13 protein-coding genes are annotated in these 15,741 nt (G+C 70.6%); 5 read left to right on the top strand and 8 right to left on the bottom strand.

What is annotated here, in order from left to right:
• Positions 1–15: 15 nt before the first annotated feature.
• From HUA78_RS11135 to HUA78_RS11145, 3 genes are all read right to left on the bottom strand, one after another.
• The gene (locus HUA78_RS11135; protein ID WP_141643628.1) at positions 16–870 is read right to left on the bottom strand and encodes a nucleotidyltransferase family protein; all 855 of its coding nucleotides are present in this window, start codon (positions 868–870) and stop codon (positions 16–18) included.
• 90 nt (positions 871–960) lie between these two features.
• A complete protein-coding gene (locus HUA78_RS11140; protein WP_174459884.1) occupies positions 961–1,866 on the bottom strand; it encodes an AEC family transporter in 906 nt (301 codons plus the stop codon).
• Positions 1,863–2,834 carry a LysR family transcriptional regulator gene (locus tag HUA78_RS11145; RefSeq protein WP_174459885.1) on the bottom strand — a complete coding sequence of 324 codons (972 nt, stop codon included), beginning with the start codon at positions 2,832–2,834 and terminating at the stop codon, positions 1,863–1,865. The genes HUA78_RS11140 and HUA78_RS11145 overlap by 4 nt, the downstream gene beginning before the upstream one ends.
• 131 nt (positions 2,835–2,965) lie before the next feature.
• On the opposite strand from HUA78_RS11145, the gene HUA78_RS11150 reads away from it, so the two are divergent.
• Positions 2,966–3,553, top strand: coding sequence for a hypothetical protein (locus tag HUA78_RS11150; protein ID WP_174476258.1), 588 nt, complete (start codon positions 2,966–2,968; stop codon positions 3,551–3,553).
• A gap of 329 nt (positions 3,554–3,882) precedes the next feature.
• Positions 3,883–5,142: an MFS transporter gene (locus tag HUA78_RS11155; protein WP_141643026.1), complete on the top strand. Its 1,260-nt coding sequence runs from the start codon at positions 3,883–3,885 to the stop codon at positions 5,140–5,142.
• A 78-nt stretch (positions 5,143–5,220) separates the two neighbouring features.
• On the opposite strand, the gene HUA78_RS11160 is transcribed toward HUA78_RS11155, so the two are convergent.
• Both HUA78_RS11160 and traC read right to left on the bottom strand, forming a co-directional pair.
• Positions 5,221–6,684, bottom strand: coding sequence for a M57 family metalloprotease (locus HUA78_RS11160; RefSeq protein WP_174476259.1), 1,464 nt, complete (start codon positions 6,682–6,684; stop codon positions 5,221–5,223).
• Positions 6,685–6,968: 284 nt separating this feature from the next.
• Positions 6,969–8,729 carry an outer membrane exchange accessory lipoprotein TraC gene (traC, locus tag HUA78_RS11165; RefSeq protein WP_371745550.1) on the bottom strand — a complete coding sequence of 587 codons (1,761 nt, stop codon included), beginning with the start codon at positions 8,727–8,729 and terminating at the stop codon, positions 6,969–6,971.
• 348 nt (positions 8,730–9,077) lie between these two features.
• Between traC and HUA78_RS11170 the strand changes: the two genes are divergently transcribed.
• The 3 genes from HUA78_RS11170 (at position 9,078) to HUA78_RS11180 (ending at position 10,746) form a co-directional block, all read left to right on the top strand.
• Positions 9,078–9,314, top strand: a complete 237-nt coding sequence (locus HUA78_RS11170) for a hypothetical protein (RefSeq protein WP_141643023.1) — start codon at positions 9,078–9,080, stop codon at positions 9,312–9,314.
• 158 nt (positions 9,315–9,472) lie between these two features.
• A complete protein-coding gene (locus tag HUA78_RS11175) occupies positions 9,473–9,883 on the top strand; it encodes a response regulator (protein ID WP_256434340.1) in 411 nt (136 codons plus the stop codon).
• Positions 9,884–9,957: 74 nt separating this feature from the next.
• Positions 9,958–10,746 (top strand): FRG domain-containing protein, encoded by a 789-nt coding sequence (locus tag HUA78_RS11180; RefSeq protein ID WP_141643021.1) that lies wholly within the window; start codon positions 9,958–9,960, stop codon positions 10,744–10,746.
• A 12-nt stretch (positions 10,747–10,758) separates the two neighbouring features.
• Here the strand turns inward: HUA78_RS11180 and HUA78_RS11185 are convergent, their stop codons facing one another.
• From HUA78_RS11185 to HUA78_RS11195, 3 genes are all read right to left on the bottom strand, one after another.
• Positions 10,759–10,965, bottom strand: a complete 207-nt coding sequence (locus HUA78_RS11185) for a hypothetical protein (protein ID WP_141643020.1) — start codon at positions 10,963–10,965, stop codon at positions 10,759–10,761.
• A 159-nt stretch (positions 10,966–11,124) separates the two neighbouring features.
• Positions 11,125–12,270: a HAMP domain-containing sensor histidine kinase gene (locus HUA78_RS11190; RefSeq protein WP_174457345.1), complete on the bottom strand. Its 1,146-nt coding sequence runs from the start codon at positions 12,268–12,270 to the stop codon at positions 11,125–11,127.
• Positions 12,267–15,410: a PAS domain-containing protein gene (locus tag HUA78_RS11195; protein WP_174476262.1), complete on the bottom strand. Its 3,144-nt coding sequence runs from the start codon at positions 15,408–15,410 to the stop codon at positions 12,267–12,269. The genes HUA78_RS11190 and HUA78_RS11195 overlap by 4 nt, the downstream gene beginning before the upstream one ends.
• Positions 15,411–15,741 lie beyond the last annotated feature (331 nt).

The raw sequence follows: 15,741 nt of genomic DNA on the forward strand, positions 1-15,741 counted from the left end.
CATGGAGGGACGGGCTCAGTGGGGCCCGTGAGCGCCTGGAGCGCCGCCTGCCGCGAGGGACGGGTCATCGCGCTTGCGCTCGCGTTTGTCCCAGGAGTCGCCGTCCTCGTAGCCCCACTCGTCGACGTCGACGCGGTAGCTGGTGGGTGAGAGCAGTCGTCCCCGGCAGATGCGCTCCTGCCAGTTCCCGTGGTCCACGGAGCTGTCCGCGCGGGAGAGCAATTCGCGCATCAGCCAGTCGGGGACAATGGCGCGGTCGGATGGATAGGCGAAGCGGAAGAAGAGCAGATGGGAGAGGAGGACTTCCCAGTAGCGGTCGAAGCGGCGCAGCAGGCGTTCCCAGTCGAACGTCGCGCCGGTCTTCAGGAGCAGATGGGTGAGTTCGTGGCCATCGAAGCGCTCTCGCTCGAGGACGAACGCCTTGCTCCAGAAGATTTCCTCGGCGGGAGGGACGCGGCACGGGCAGCCCAGTACCTGCGCGGGGACGGCGTGCTCGAACCAGGCTTCGTCGATGGCGGTGATGCCGTTGCCGGAGCCGTAGATGAGGTCGACGAGGAAGTCCGCCCAGAAGGCCTTGTGGAGCCAGCCGTGGACCTCGCTCTCGGTGCGCCATTCGTTGCGCGCGAGGAGTTCGAGGGCGCGGTCTCCATCCTTGCGGTGGAGGAAGAGGTCCAGGTCCTTGGTATCGCGATAGATGCCCGTGTAGTGAGCGAAGGCGTAGGCGCCGCCCACGAGGAAGGGGATGCCAGCGTCGGAAAGCAGTTGGATGGCGTAGGTGCGCGCGCCCAGCTCCGCCACGGAGCGCCGCACTTCCATCCGCCTCGGGTCTCCTCCGGGTGCCCCGGAGGCCTTCGGTGGTTGCTCGGCCATGAGGGAAGATAGGGGAGCAGGGCCGGCACGTCAGCGAGTCGTCCGCGCACCCGCCCGAAGGGCAGGCGAGCGGGCGACGGCCCACTTGGTTCACCGCACCAGCCACAACATCAGGGGCGCGGTGACGAAGGACAGCGGAATCCCCACGCCCACCATCAGCACAGCCAGCTCCGGGTCCAACCGATGCTCGGCCGCGAGAATCGCCGCGCTCACCATGGGCGCCATCGCCGCCTGGAGCACCGTCGCCTGCACCACCACCGGCGACAACCCCGGCAACGCCAACAACCCCAGCGTCACCACCCCCGGCACCAGCACCAGCTTGTAGAAGAGCCCCAGCGACAGCGCCGGCAATCGCGCCTTCACGCCCGACAGCCGCAACTGCAACCCCACCGAGAACAACGCCAGCGGCGTCAACAACGCCCCCAGCCGCTCCAGCACCGACTCCACCCAGACCGGATACCCCACCGGCCGCAACAGCAGCGACACCACCAACGCCACGAACGGCGGAAACGTCGCCACCTTCCTCGCCAGCGCGCTCAGCGGCAGCTCCACCTCCGCGCTCGCTCGCGCCGCCGCCAGCGTCGCCAACGTGGACAGCACCAGGAACGAGCCGAGCTGGTCCGCCACCACCGCCACCGCCAGCCCCTCCGAGCCCAGCAGCGCCTCCGCCATCGGCAAGCCGACGAACGCCGTGTTGCCCAACCCTCCCGTCAACACCAGCGCCGCCACCGACTCCTTCGACAACCCCAGCCGAGGCCCCAGCCACCGGAAGAACGGCCCCGCCGCCAGGTAGTACAGCCACGGCACCACCGCGGCCACCAGCAGCGACGGCACGAACTCCAGCCGATGCATCACCCGCAACACCAACGCCGGCAGCGCCACGTACAGCACGAACGTGTTGAACGGCCCCGCCGAGCCCTCGGGGAACTTTCCACTGCGCCGGGCCAGCACCCCCAGCACCAGACACGTCCCCAACAACCCGATGACCTGACTCATGACGCCCGCGCCTTCCCGCGTCGACGCTGTCCCGCGCGCGGCGACCGTGACTCCTGTTTCCCAACGCCCACCACCCCGCCTCCCGACAACAACGCGCGCTCGCGCTGGATGAGCTCCGCCAGGAAGTCCATCACCGCCCGCACCCTCGCGTTCTGCTGCAGGTCCGCGTGAACCACCAGCCAGATGTCTCGCCGCAACGCCACCACCGGAGGCAACAACCGCCGCAAACCCGGCGTGAGGTCTCCCTGGAGACACGGCATCAACCCCAACCCCAATCCCCCACCCGTCGCCGCCATCACCGACAGCAACGAGTTGCACCGCACCCCTACCCTCGCGGACGACCCCACCGACTCCAACCACCGCGCCTCCGGCCACTTCGCCGCCGCCCCCGTGTACCCAATCACGTCATGCCCCGCGAACCCCGTGGCCGGGTCCGCCAACCCCCGGCGCGCGACGTACGCCTCCGACGCATAGAGCGAAATCGCGATGTCCCCCACCTTGCGCGCCACCAGCGATGCCTCGCTCGGCCGCGTCAGCCGCACCGCCACGTCCGCCTCGCGCCGGGTCAAATCCAGTGCGCCGTAGTCCGTGAGAAACCGCACCTCGATGCCCGGATGCCGCTCCCGGAACGGCGCGAAGCGCGGCAACAACGTGTTCACCGCGAACGCCTCCGTCGTCGTCACCCGCACCACGCCCTCCAGCCGCGCGTCCTCCCCTCCCGCTCGACGCTCCACCGCGAGCATCGCCCCCTCCATCTCCTCCGCGGGCCCCTGGATGCCTCGCGCCGCCGCCGTCGGGGCGAGCCGCCCCGGAGTCCGCTCGAACAACCGCGCCCCCAGCGTCTCCTCCAACACAGCGAGCCTGCGCCCCACCGTCGTCGCATCCACCTTCAGCGCCCGCGCCGCGCCCGCGAGCGTCCCCTCTCGCGACACCGCCAGGAAGTACCGCAGGTCGTTCCAGTCCAGCATGGTGCCCTGCAATCTCGCAGCCCCTCCCTGCAACCTCCAGCGTTTCCGCAGGCCGCCTCCTGGCGCATTCATGGCGTCACCGGAAACAGGCCGCGACTCGCGGTCTCCCGAGCCACCCACGGAGTCTCGCCATGCGCATCCTCGCCATTGCCCTCGTCACCCTCTGCGCCGCCGCGTGCGGAGGAGCGAAGTCCCACGTCCGCCCCCAGGACCTCGCCGGCACCTGGGACAGCGCCACATGTGAAGCCGTCCCCAACGGCGACGGTTCGAACAACTACCTCCAGCGCCACTTCCAGCTCACCGAGTCCGCCTGGACGCTCCGCCTGGACTTCTTCCGCGACGCGGGTTGCCAGACGAAGTTGTTCACCGCGCGCGTCGTCGGCCCCTACAGCCTGGGACAGGATTCGGAGAAGGTGTCGGGCGCGACCGAGGGCACCTTCACCTTCGGCGAGCGCTACCTCACCGCGCACCTGCAGCCGCTGGCGGACGTCTTCACCCAGTCGGGCTGCGGCACGGGCGCGTGGACGGTGGGCGTGGAGCAGCCCGTCCCTGGCGCGTGCTTGTCATTCAAGCCGCTGACCGAGTGCGGCGGGGACCACGACGTGGTGAAGGTGGAAGGCACCCAGCTCTTCTTTGGCCAGCGCCCCGCCGACAATGACCTGTGCGCCCCGGAGAAGCGTCCGCAAGCCCTGGCCACCCACCCCGTCGTCAAGCACTGAAGCGCGTCAGCCCTGGCATGGGATGCGCCGTCGCGGCCGTACGGCGATGACGGCGCCCCTGAGGTGACGGTGCGCATGGGTCGCAACCCACGCGGCGTCGGACTCCCCAGGCCCCGGACGCGTTATCAGGCGCGGCCCGGGCTCTTCGTCATTCCCGCGCAAATGCTCGGAACCCAAAGCAAGACATCGACTCTCCGGACTCTGGCGCCCTGTTCAAGGATGGCTTGGAGCGCGAGACACGCTGGCGCATGCTCGCGCGCGGCCATGGCTTCTCGATTCGTCCTCCGGTGCCCCTCGCATCTCCTCGCGGCAACAAAGGGAGGGCGCTCATGACGGGCGCGCTGCGACGGGCGCTGCGCGAGATGGCCGGCGGACTGCCTCGCACGTACTGGGTGCTGTGGGTGGGCACGCTGGTCAACCGGCTGGGCAGCTTCGTCGTCCCCTTCCTCGCGCTGTACCTCACGCGCGAGCGGGGCTTCAGCGTGGAGCGCGCGGGGCTCACCGTGTCGCTCTATGGCGTGGGCGCGGTCATCGCGAGTCCCCTGGGCGGCATGCTCGCGGACCGCGTGGGCCGCCGCATCACCCTGGCTGGCGGACTGTGGCTGGGCTCGGTGGGCATGCTCTTCCTCGGCTTCGCGCGCGAGCCCGCCGCCATCGCCGCGGCGGCCTTCTGCCTGGGCATCTGCGGAGAGGTCTACCGTCCCGCCGTGTCCGCCGCCGTGGCGGACGTCGTCTCCCCCGAGGACCGTCAGCGCGCGTTCGGCCTGCTCTACTGGGTCGTCAACGTGGGCTTCGCCATCGCCCTGCCCATGGCCGGACTGATGGTCCGCTACGGCTACCTGACGCTCTTCATCGTCGACGCCATCACCACCTTCACCTATGGCTGCTGCATCTGGCTGCTCCTGCCGGAGACGCGCCCCGTGAAGCCTCCGGCCACCTCGGACACCCAGGCACCGGGCGCCATGGGCTCCCTGCTGGCCCCCTTCCTGGACCCGAGCTTCGTCGCCTTCGCCGTCCCCTACTTCGGCGTGGCGCTCATCTTCTACCAGAGCCAGGTGTCGCTCCCGATGGACCTGAGCTCGCGCGGGCTGACGGAGGCGCAGTTCGGCGCGGTGCTGTCCGTCAACGGCCTGCTCATCGTCGCGCTCCAGCCCTTCACGAACCCGGTGCTGCGCCGCCTGCGCCGCGCCCAGGCACTGGCCCTGGCCGCGGTCCTCACCGGCATCGGCTTTGGCCTGCACGCGCTGACGGGCAACGTCGCGCTCGCGGCCCTGGCCGTGGCCATCTGGACGCTGGGGGAGATGGCCCAGGCCCCCGTCGCGCCCTCCGTCGTCGCGGACCTGGCCCCGTCCGGACTCCGCGGCAGCTACCAGGGCGCGTACCACATGCTCTGGGGCCTGGCGTCCAGCGCCGCGCCCGCGCTCGGGGGCTGGGTGCTCGGCCGCGCCGGCACGTCCGCGCTGTGGCTCGGCTGTCTCGCGCTGGGGCTCGTCTGCGCTGTCTGGCAGCTGGCCATCGCGGGCCCCCGGCGCCGACGCCTGGACTCGCAGCGCGCGGTGCGCACGGACCTGAGTCCCCTCATCGACTGAAAGCGCCACGCCACGAAAACAACGGGCGGCCTCCCGCGAGGGAGACCGCCCGTGTTCCACACCGGAAGCCGGAAGCGACTACGGCTTGGTGTAGTTGATGGCCAGGTTGTACGTGGCCGCCGTGTAGCCGCGAACCATGACGTACGCCGTCGTCTGACCCGCGGGCACCGTCAGCTCGCACGTCTCCGTGGCGCCCGTCTGGAACGGACGGCAGTTGTACGTGGCGGTGGTGGGCGCCGCGCCAAAGCGGACGTAGAGGTCCGGGTCGCCCGTGCCCGTCATCGCCACGCGGAAGGTGGAGCCGGCCAGCACGCTGTACGCGGGGAAGTTCACGTTGGTGTTCGCCGCGACGCTGCCCGTCTTGCTGTCCGTGGCCGGCGTGCCGCCCGCCGCGGGCTTGGTGTAGTTGATGGTCAGGTTGAACGTGCCCGTCGCATAGCCACGCACCATGATGTACGCCGTCGTCACGCCCGCGGGCACCGTCACGTTGCAGGACTCCGACGCGCCGCTCAGGTAGGGACGGCAGTCATACGTCGTCGTGGTGGGGACCGCGCCAAAGCGCACGTACAGGTCCGGGTCGCCCGTGCCCGTCATCGCCACGCTGAAGCTGGTGCCGGCCACCACGTTGAAGGGGCCGTAGCTGGTGTTGCTGCCCGTCGCCACGGAGCCCGAGCGGGTCTCCGTCGTCGGCGTGCCCGTGCCCGGACCCGGCGGCTCGGGGTCCGTGCCACCCGGCGCGCCGTAGAGCGCCACGGCGCCCTGGATGTCCTTGGCCGTCAGGACCAGGTCACCCGACTGCGAGCCGTTGCACTGGGGATAGTGCATGACGGACGCGGAGTCGTACGTCGTCAGCGCGCGCCAGTTGTTGTCCTCGAAGCACGTGCCCGACTCGGGGCGGGTGTGCTCGTGGCGGAAGCCCAGCGTGTGGCCCAGCTCGTGACGGATGATGCCCGTCAGCGTCCAGGGCGAGGTGTTGCCAAAGCCCGTGTTGTCGATGAGCACGTTGCGGTTGGCGCGGGTGTCGTTCGGGAAGAACGCGCGCGCCAGGTACTGGCCACCCGAGTTCACCGGACGCACGTCGAACACCACGTTCGCGTTGCTCGCGGTGCAGCTGGCGTCCTGCGCGCTGACGTAGACGAAGTCGACGTTGGCCGCCGCTTCCCACGCCGCCGCCGCGTTCGCCATCGCCTGCACGGCCGCGTTGTAGTTGGAGCCGAACGTCGTGCTCACGCAGTAGGTGATGTTCTTCTTCTGCGTCGCGTTCCACGCGGCATCCGCGCCGCCGGCCGTATGGACGATGAGCTGCCCGTTACGAACGTTGTTCTCGTAGAACTCGCGCAGCAGCTTCTCGTTGGCGAACGTCGTGTCGCCATCCGCGATGAAGATGCCGGTGTCCGGCTCCTGGTAGACGACCGAGAGGAACTGCTCCCACGACATCCCCTGGCCAACGGCCTCGGGGGCGGGGGTGGACCCTTCGCCGCCACCACAACCGGCCAGCAGCGCCAGGCCCGCGAGGGCACCGATCAACTTGGACTGGGACATGAACATCCTTCTTGCAGAGGGGGTACTGCCAGAGCTCCCACAGCTCGGGGACCGGCGACGAAGCAGCCGCCATGCCAAGCCCGCAACTAGTGGATTTCCCTCATGCTTTTCACGGAAACGCTGGAGATACCCGGAGCACGCTGACTCCACGTTTCACGCCCCGGCTGTAAAACCCCGTAACATTCCGAAACAAAACTCCTTTGATTTCAAATGTTTGGAACGCCGCGGCGGAGGTGTCCAGGAAGAGGACACCCCCGTTGTAAAGTGTCGCGGGTCAGGCCGGACTACAGGCCCAGGAGCGTCTCGGGGCGGTTGAGGCCGCGGGCGCGGGCCAGGGGCTGGAGGACATCCGGCGGGGGCGCGTCCGCGGTGAGCAGCAGGGCTCGCACGGCGGTCTCCACCACGTCCTCGGCGCCGGGGCGCACCATGCCGCGGCGGGCATCTTCCACGCGCTTGCCACGGTACGCGTCGAAGCGCTCTTTCACGCGGCGAGCCAGGTCGGAGACGGCCTTGTCCCCCACCTCCACGCGCAGCTCCAGCTCGTTGCGCAGTTGCACCGGGTCCGCCAGCACGCCGTACCTGTCGTAGCCCTTGTGCGCCATATCCTCGTGCGTCACCGCGAAGTCGTCGGTGTGGGGCGCGGGGACCTGGGCCTTGAGCAAATCGCGCATCACCGCGGTGACGGAGGCCGTCACGGTGAGGCGGTGCAGCTGCACGTCGTAGACGAAGTCGGAGAACATGGGCTCCTCCACGGTGACGGGCTCGCGGAACGTCGTATCGCGGTGGCGCTGCACCTCGATGCGCTGCGACTCCGACTTGTCCAGGGCGGCCTCCAGCTTCGTCTCCTTGTCCTTCACCGCCACCACCATCAGCGTCAGCAGCTGCTCCTCCTTCGCGCACAGACCGCTGGCGCAGCGCGCGGGGCTGCACTCGCCGGGCAGCGTGCCGGGCTTCTCCGCCTCGCGCGCGGCCTCGCCACACTCCTGCAGCGCCTCCAGGCACTCGCGGCGCTCGCGCTCACGGCAGCGCTCGGCGCCCGCGCGCAGCAGGTTCATCTCCGTCTGCATGCGCAGGTACTCGCGCAGGGCGGCGGCCTGCTTGCGGTCCACCTCCTCCTGGGCGCGCTCGGACTGGAGCAGCTTCGTCTCGAAGCCGGCGCGGCGGGGGTTGGGCACGGACGTCTTGCCGGCGAGGTAGCGGTGCGAGCGCTGCGAGTCCTCCACCGCCTTGAGGGGCAGCACCCGCTCCAGGGACAGGTCCAGCTTCACGCCCTCGCGGCCCTCGGGGGCCTCCGTCACCACGCGCAGGGGGAGCTGGGTGGGGAGCATGGCCGCGAGCCTGCCGGCCGCCAGCCGCTGCGCCACGTCCGGCGCTCCGGCGTTGTCCTCCACCGGCGTCGCGACGACGAGGAAGGCGACCTCGTCGCGCAGCTTCTGCCGCACCGCCTCCGCCCGCTCCCGCGCGGCCGTCGCGCCCACGCGCTCCTGGTCCGCGCGCACGTAGGCCACCAGCGCGTTGCCCAGCTTGCCGGCCTTCTCCAGGCCGTCTCCGGTGTTGAACCAGCGCTTCGCCCACGCCACCTGCACCAGGTCCACGCCCTTCTTCGCGCCCGCGTGGTCCGGCGCCACCAACAGCACCGCGTCCAGCTCCGCGCGCGCCTCCTGGAGCTTGTCCGCCTTCAGCGCCTCCAGGCCCGCCGCGACGCGCTCATCCAGCGTCACCCCCAGAAGCTCTCGCGCGGCCGTGTTCTCCGCGTCCAATTCCAGCGCGCGCACCAGCCGCTTCATGGCGCCATCCAGGTCCCCGGCGTCGTGTACGCCCCGGGCCTCCTCCAGCACCACCTGGCTCCACGCGCGGCGCACCTCGCGCAGCTTCACCGTGATTTCGGAGGCCTCCGGGTCCGCGGCGAGCGCGCGCAGGTAGGCCGCCTCCGCCTCCGCCCACTTCTGCTGCTGGCTGGCCGAGTCGCCCTCCTTCACGGCGCGGGAGAAGGCCGAACAGGCCGTCAGGACGAGCAGCGAGGCCAGGGCCAGGGCGCCGAGCACGCCACGAGATGCGCCAGGAGCCGAACGAAGGGGACGAAGGGGGGCGGACACGCCTCGCATCTTCCGGGAAAGCCGGCACCGGGTGAAGTGTTCGCATGTCGACGCCCCTTGCCTGGCCCCCTCGGCGGGCCTGACGGGTGTGCTCCACCACCCGTCGCGCCTCGGAGGCGCCCCGAGCCCGGTCCCCCGCCCCACGGCCGGACGGCCGGCGTGGATGGCAACCCCTGCTGCTGGCCTTTATGAGGTTCGCCGTGAATCGCGCGGGCCTGGGGGTCCGCCCCGGGAATGACGCGTCGCAACAGCCGGTAGACGATTCAACGCACCCACGAGGGGGGCAAGAGAGACAACATGTCCTGTCCACAACCGCGTCCCACAGAGTTCCGCCTGCCCATGCGCGCGGAGTCCTTTTCCGTCGAGGACCACCGCAACGTGCACTGCCGCTTCTACGGCGGCTGCATCGACATGGCGGTGCGTGAGGACTGGGACAGCTTCACCTGCGCCAAGTGCCCCATGTTCCAGCAGGACGCCGCGCCAGGCGCGGACCAGTACGCCTTCAACCAGCCAGCGGACACGGGCAGGCCCTAGCCCGGTTCGAAGAGCAGCCGACGTGCCGGCCCTCCACCTTCGCGTGGAGGCCGGGACGAGGCGCACCGCCTCCGGGGTTCTTGCCCAACGGTGGCGGTGGGAGTCCGGACCCGCGCGCCGCTTGAGCCCTTCTCCTCCGGTCTTCGCGAGCCTTGCGCATGCCTTATCGCCCCGTGGTCGTCCTGGCCGAGGATGATGGCCTCCTCAGAGACGCAATGGCCGAGACCATGGAGCTGGAAGGCTACCGGGTCCTCGCTTGCGAGAACGGCTTCACCGCGTTGAAGGCCTTCTTCTCCGAGCCTCGCGTGGACGTGCTGGTGCTGGACTGGCTGCTGCCCGACATCGAGGGCCAGGACCTCATCCGGATGCTGCACGCGCAGCGCTCGCTGGTGGAGCTGCCCATCGTGCTGACGACGGGGCTCGACCTGGAGCTGCCCAGCTTCGAGGGAGCGGTGTGCCTGCTGCGCAAGCCCTTCGCCCCGGGTGAGCTGTCGCGAATCCTGCACCGCCTCACCCAGCCGGGCCCGCCTCCGGCCGCCGTGGCGCCCCGCGACCAACGCGTGGCCTGACGCCCGCTTCCGTCCCCGCCCGGCACGCCGCATCTTCGGGGACAGCGGGCCCGAGGGCACTGCCCGCCCTCGTCATGAAAGAGCATCGCGTCACCACGTGGCTGGAGCTCCAGGACTCGCTGTTCTCCGACTCCTGGAACGAGGCGCTCGGCCGACACCGCTCCAACTTCGTCTTCCGAGGCATGCCCCATGTCGAGCACGACCTGTCCACCGCGCTCAACCGCCAGGGCATGTTCATCCGCCAGGAGCGCGACCTCCTGCGCGCCTTTCGCAAGTACGCGCGGGGCACGCCTCGCGAGCCCCTGGACTCCGTCTGGGACTGGCTGGCCCTGGCCCAGCACCACGGCCTGCCCACGCGGATGCTCGACTGGACGTTCAGCCCCTACGTCGCGCTGCACTTCCTCACCGAGGACAGCGAATTGGCCGGCGCGGACGGCGTGGTGTGGTGCGTGGACTACCGGGAGACGAACCGCCTGCTCCCCCGCCCCCTCAAGGCGCAGCTGCGCAAGGAGGGAGCGGACGTGTTCACCGGGGACATGCTGGCGGCGGCGGCCGGCTCCATGGCGGAGCTGGACCGGCTGACCCAGCACCCCTTCGTGCTCTTCTTCGAGCCGCCGTCGCTGGACGCGCGCATCGTCAACCAGTTCGCCCTCTTCTCGGTGATGAACGGGCCGGACCTGCGCCTGGACACCTTCCTGGAGAAGCAGAAGCAGGGCGTGCGCAAGCTCATCATCCCCGCGGCCCTGAAGTGGGAGGTGCGGGACAAGCTGGACCAGGCCAACGTCACCGAGCGCGTGCTCTTCCCCGGCCTGGACGGGCTGAGCCGCTGGCTGCGTCGCTACTACAGCCCGCGGCCCCGCTGAAGCCCGCGTGGCTCAGGCGTGCGCGTGGATGTGGGGCCCCCGCGCGATGTCGGGGTCCTTCAAGGTGACGTCGCCGAGCAGGCCGTTGGCGCGCTCACGCTCCGTCACCGCGCGAATGTCCTTCTCCCACTTGTTGCCCGCGGCGCCGAGCAGGATGACGGCGAAGAGGGCCACGAGGAAGAAGAGGGTACCAAAGAGGGCTGCACCGAGCATCACCATCGCCGGACCTCCAGGAGTGGGGCCGCCTGGAGACGACGGCCGGGTTGAATGCACCCGCCAAAGGTGGGTCCTCCCTCCGCGCGCCGCGACACGCGCTCGCTTCCTCCCTCGCGGCTCGCCTGCTTTCACCACGGGCAGGCAGGCGCCGTGCGTCGTCGCTCAACCGCCCAGACCCGAGGCGACGTACTGGCGCGGCAGGCTGAGCCAGAAACACGTGCCCTCCTCGGAGGAGGAGGAGACGCCCAGCAGGCCTCCGTGGGCGCGCACGATTTCGTGGGTGATGTAGAGCCCCAGGCCCAGGCCGTTGCGCTGGGCGCTGCGCATGTCCTGGGCGCGCACGAAGGGGTCGAAGATGGAGGACAGCCGCTCGGTGGGAATGGGCAGGCCCCAGTTGTGGACCTCCACCCTCACGCCGCTCTCCGCGTCGGCCACCATCACCCGCACGGAGGTGTCCTCGGGCGAGTACTGCACGGCGTTGCCCACCAGGTTCGACGCCGCCTGGGCGATGCGGTCCGCGTCCCAGTCCCCCCAGCCGTTGCCCGTCAGGCTCAACTCGAACTGACGCCGGGGGTGCGCCACCTCCAGCTCCTCCACCACCTGGCGCAGCACCTCGTGCAGGTTCATCCGCGCGCGCTCGAGCACATAGCCCGAGCCCAGCCGCGTGCGGGTGAAGTCCAGCAGGTCGTTGATCATCCGCGCCATGCGGTCCGCGGAGATGGAGATGCGGTTGATGGCCTTGCGCTGGGGCTCGCTCAGGCCGCCGTGGCGCAAGAGCAACGACGCGTTGCCGGAGATGGCCTGGAGCGGGTTTCGCAGGTCATGGCCGAGGATGCCGAGGAACTGCTCGCGGAACACCGCCGTGCGCCGCGCGGCCTCCTCGCGCTTGAGGCCCTCCTCCACCCGCTTGCGCTCAATCGCATACCGCAGCGCGCGCACCAGCAGCGGGCCCGACACCTGGCCCTTCACCAGATAGTCCTGCGCGCCCTCGTGGACCGCGCGCACCGCCAGTCGCTCGTCGTCGGTGCCGGTGAGCACGACGAGGGGGATGGACGGCGCGGCCTGGAGCAGGGGCGGGATGTTGCCCAGCCCGTGTCCGTCCGGCAGCGACAGGTCCAACAGCACCGCGTCCACCTGGGGGTCGGTGCTCACCACGCGCACCGCGTCCGCCAGTCGCTCGACGTGGAGCACCTCGAACCGCGTGGTGCCCACCTCGCGCAGCTCCTCCTGGAGCAGCCGCGCGTCACCCGGGTTGTCCTCCACCAGCAAGAGGCGCAGGGGACGCTCGTTCGAGCCAATCTCACTCATGACGACGCCTCGGACACCGTGGCTCCGGCCGCCGGCCAGGGCAGGGTGAACCAGAACGTGCTCCCCTCCCCCGGCCGCGACTCGACGCCGATGCGTCCGCCCAGCCGCTCGACGATTTTCTTGCAGATGGCCAGCCCGATGCCCGTCCCCGCGAAGGCCTCCTTGCCGTGCAGGCGCTGGAAGATGACGAAGATGCGCTCGAAGTCCTGCGCGTCGATGCCAATTCCCCAATCCCGCACGGAGAAGCGGACCTCCGCGCCTCGCGCCTCCGCCGTCACCTCCACGCGCGGGGGCGCATCGCCATGGAACTTGAGCGCGTTGCCGATGAGGTTCTGGAACAGCTGCGCCAGCTGCGTCTCGTCCGCGAGCACCGTGGGCAGCGGCCCCGCGCGGAAGTCCGCGCCGGACTCCTGCAGGGCCACCCGGAGGTTGGCCTTCGCGCGGGCCAGGGCCTGGTTCGCGTCCACGGGCCTGGGCTCCCGCCCCTGCGTCCCCACCCGTGAGTAGGCCAGCAGGTCCTGGATGAGCTGCTGCATGCGGGTGACGCCGTCCACCGCGTAGTGGATGAAGGTGTCCGCGTCCGCGTCCAGCTTGCCCTGGTAGCGACGGGCGAGCAGCTGCGTGTAGCTGGCCACCATGCGCAAGGGCTCCTGCAGGTCATGCGAGGCCACGTAGGCGAACTGCTGGAGTTCCTCGTTGGAGTGGGCCAGCTCCCGCGCGCGCAGCTGGAGCGCCTCCTCCGCCCTGCGGCGCTCCAGGCCCTGGGCGAGCGCGTCCGCCACCGTGGCCAGCGCCGCCATCGCGTCCTCGCCCAGCACGTCGCGACTGTAGAGGCCCATGACACCCACCAGTTGACCGCGCACCAGCAAGGGAATGCCGGCGAACGAGCGCACGCCCTGCTCCCGCACCCAGGCCCGGTCCAGGACGCGGGCATCCAGCTCCATCTGGTCCACCCAGACCTGCTCCCGCTTGCGGGCCACCTCCGCCACCAGGCTCGGGCCATGCAGGGACACGCGGGCCCAGCGGTCCGGAGGCGGGGCGGACGGCCCCGCGTTGCCCACCAGCTCCAGCATCGCCGCGTCCCGCGAGTACATCCACAGCCGCGCCACCTGCGCGCCCAGGTGACGGGCCAGCGCCTCCGCGCAGCTCTGGAGGATTTCGCCGACGGTGCCCTCGCGCGAAAGCGCGCCGCTGACCTCCGCGCGCAGGGCCTCCAGCCGTCGCGCCCCCTGCTCGCGGTCCAACCGGCGCAGCCCCTCCTCGACGCGGCGCTGGGCCGTCATGTCCGTGTTGGTGCCCACCCACTCGCGCACCGTGCCGCTGACGTTGAGCACGGGCACGGCGCGGGCCAGCGTGGGCGAGTACGAGCCGTCCGGACGGCACAGGCGGTACTCCACCTCGTAGGGGCGCACGTCCGTCACCGCCGCCTGCCACGCGCGGGCGGCCGGCTCGCGGTCCTCCGGGTGGATGGCGTCCAGCCACCCCTGTCCCCGCCACTGCTCATAGGTCTGCCCGGTGTAGGCCCGCCAGGAGGGGCTGTCCTCCTCGATGAGGCCATCCGGGCGCGTCACCCACACCGCCTGGGCGGTGGCGGTGACGAGCGAGCGGAAGCGCTCCTCGGCCCGTCGCGCGTCACGAAACAGGCGCGCGTTGTCCAGGGCCACCGCGGCCTGCGAGGCCACGCCCTCCACCAGCCGCGCGTGCTCCTCCCGGAAGCGCCCGGGCTCCTCGTGTCCGAAGAACAGGCCGCCGAGCACCTCGCCGGAGCGGCCCTTCACGGGCACCGCGAGGTAGCTGCGCACCGGCAGGTGGCCGGGGGGCATCCCGTGGAAGGGCGCGCTCTTGCCGTAGTCGGGCTGGAGCGTCACGTCGTCGTAGAGGCGCGTCCCCTCGCCCCGGAACGTCGGGCCGAAGATGGCGGTGTTGCGCGGCATGGGCATGTGGGCGAAGGCCTGCCTGGGCGCGCCGGACAGCGTGTAGAGCAGGTATGATTCACCGCGCTCGTCCACCCGGTTCTCGAAGAAGGCGCCGAAGCCCGCACCGGTGAGGGCCACCGTCTCGTCGGTGATGCGCTGGACGAGCACCGCCGCGTCCAGCTCCGAGGACAGCGAGACGCCGATGCGCAGCAGCGTCTCCGCGGTGCGGCGCTCCTCCTGACTGCGGCGCAGCGACTCCTGCGTCTCGCGATGCAGGCGCGCGGTGTCCACGGACAGCGCGGCGCGCGACGCGAGCTGCTCGCCCAGCGTCAGGTCCTGCGGGCCCAGGCGCCGGCCGGACTCCGCCGTCACCAGCGTGAGCGCGCCGAGGATGCGTCCGCGCGCCTTCAGCGGGACAATCACCGCCGAGCGCAGCCCGAGCTGCCGCAGGAAGTCCAGGTGCTCGGCGCTCCGGGAGCCGGAGACCAGCGTCTCTTCGGAGATGACCTCCTGCAACACGGGCGCGCCGGTGCGGATGACGGCCAGCACGCCGTGGGGGTCATCCGGGCGCGGCGGGTAGCGCTCTCGGACCTGCTCGGCCAGCCGCACCCGGCTGGGGTCCACGTGGGCCACCGCCACCTGGCGTGAGCGGCCGTCCTCCTCCACCAACTCCACGGCGCACCAGTCCGCAAGCCTCGGGACGACGAGCCGCGCCAGTGACGACAGCGTGCCCTCCAAATCCAACGCGGAGGAGGACAAGAGCGCGCCGGCCTCGGCGAGGAAGCGCATGGACTCCGAGGCCCGCTTCGGCTCCTCGATGTCCGTCGTGGTTCCGAACCACTGGAGGATGTGGCCTTCGGCGTCCCGCAGGGGATTGGCGCGACCGAGCATCCACCGCCACGTCCCGTCATGGCGCCGGCAGCGGAACTCCACCTCGTAGGGCTCGCCGGTGCGCAGGGAGTGTGCCCAGCGCCTGTCCGCCTCCGCCATGTCGTCCGGATGGAAGATGCGCCGCCAGCCATCGCCGAGCGACTGCTCGGGGGACAGGCCGGTGAACTCGTACCAGCGCCGGTTGAAATAGACGTGCTGCCCGTCCGGCCGCGTCATCCAGACAAGCTGGGGAAGACTCTCCAGGACCTGCCAGGACAACGCTCCCTGGGACAGCTCCGACGACACGGCGAGCTCCTCGGCCACCTTCTCCGGGCGGGGATGGGACGGAAACATGGAACGCACCTCACCTTAACAGCCCGCACCCGCGCCACCCTTTCGGGCCCCGCGCGCTTTCCTCCACCCGACAATCGGTCCCCAGGGACCCGGTGCCTCCGGTGTCTCCGGTGCCTCCGGTGTCTCGCCGGACCGGGGATGCCCCGCACACCCACCAGGAAACCCTGACGTCATAGCCACGGTGTTGCAAAAGCCACGAACTGGCGGGTTTCCAGAATCCTTGCGACTTCAAATGGAGCCACACGTTTCCTTCGTAGCGCGTTCTTCCATAGAGTCTGGGTTCAGCGGGTGGGGTGGGCCGGGGGTGCAGTGAAGTCGTGCCCGAGGAGGG

This window comes from Myxococcus sp. CA033, assembly GCF_013336625.1.
Lineage (GTDB): Bacteria > Myxococcota > Myxococcia > Myxococcales > Myxococcaceae > Myxococcus > Myxococcus llanfairpwllgwyngyllgogerychwyrndrobwllllantysiliogogogochensis.

Coding starts and splice junctions, on each gene's coding strand:
- HUA78_RS11135 (WP_141643628.1), bottom strand. CDS start 870: ATGGCCGAGCAACCACCGAAGGCCTCCGGGGCACCCGGAGGAGACCCG.
- HUA78_RS11140 (WP_174459884.1), bottom strand. CDS start 1,866: ATGAGTCAGGTCATCGGGTTGTTGGGGACGTGTCTGGTGCTGGGGGTG.
- HUA78_RS11145 (WP_174459885.1), bottom strand. CDS start 2,834: ATGCTGGACTGGAACGACCTGCGGTACTTCCTGGCGGTGTCGCGAGAG.
- HUA78_RS11150 (WP_174476258.1), top strand. CDS start 2,966: ATGCGCATCCTCGCCATTGCCCTCGTCACCCTCTGCGCCGCCGCGTGC.
- HUA78_RS11155 (WP_141643026.1), top strand. CDS start 3,883: ATGACGGGCGCGCTGCGACGGGCGCTGCGCGAGATGGCCGGCGGACTG.
- HUA78_RS11160 (WP_174476259.1), bottom strand. CDS start 6,684: ATGTCCCAGTCCAAGTTGATCGGTGCCCTCGCGGGCCTGGCGCTGCTG.
- HUA78_RS11170 (WP_141643023.1), top strand. CDS start 9,078: ATGTCCTGTCCACAACCGCGTCCCACAGAGTTCCGCCTGCCCATGCGC.
- HUA78_RS11175 (WP_256434340.1), top strand. CDS start 9,473: ATGCCTTATCGCCCCGTGGTCGTCCTGGCCGAGGATGATGGCCTCCTC.
- HUA78_RS11180 (WP_141643021.1), top strand. CDS start 9,958: ATGAAAGAGCATCGCGTCACCACGTGGCTGGAGCTCCAGGACTCGCTG.
- HUA78_RS11185 (WP_141643020.1), bottom strand. CDS start 10,965: ATGGTGATGCTCGGTGCAGCCCTCTTTGGTACCCTCTTCTTCCTCGTG.
- HUA78_RS11190 (WP_174457345.1), bottom strand. CDS start 12,270: ATGAGTGAGATTGGCTCGAACGAGCGTCCCCTGCGCCTCTTGCTGGTG.
- HUA78_RS11195 (WP_174476262.1), bottom strand. CDS start 15,410: ATGTTTCCGTCCCATCCCCGCCCGGAGAAGGTGGCCGAGGAGCTCGCC.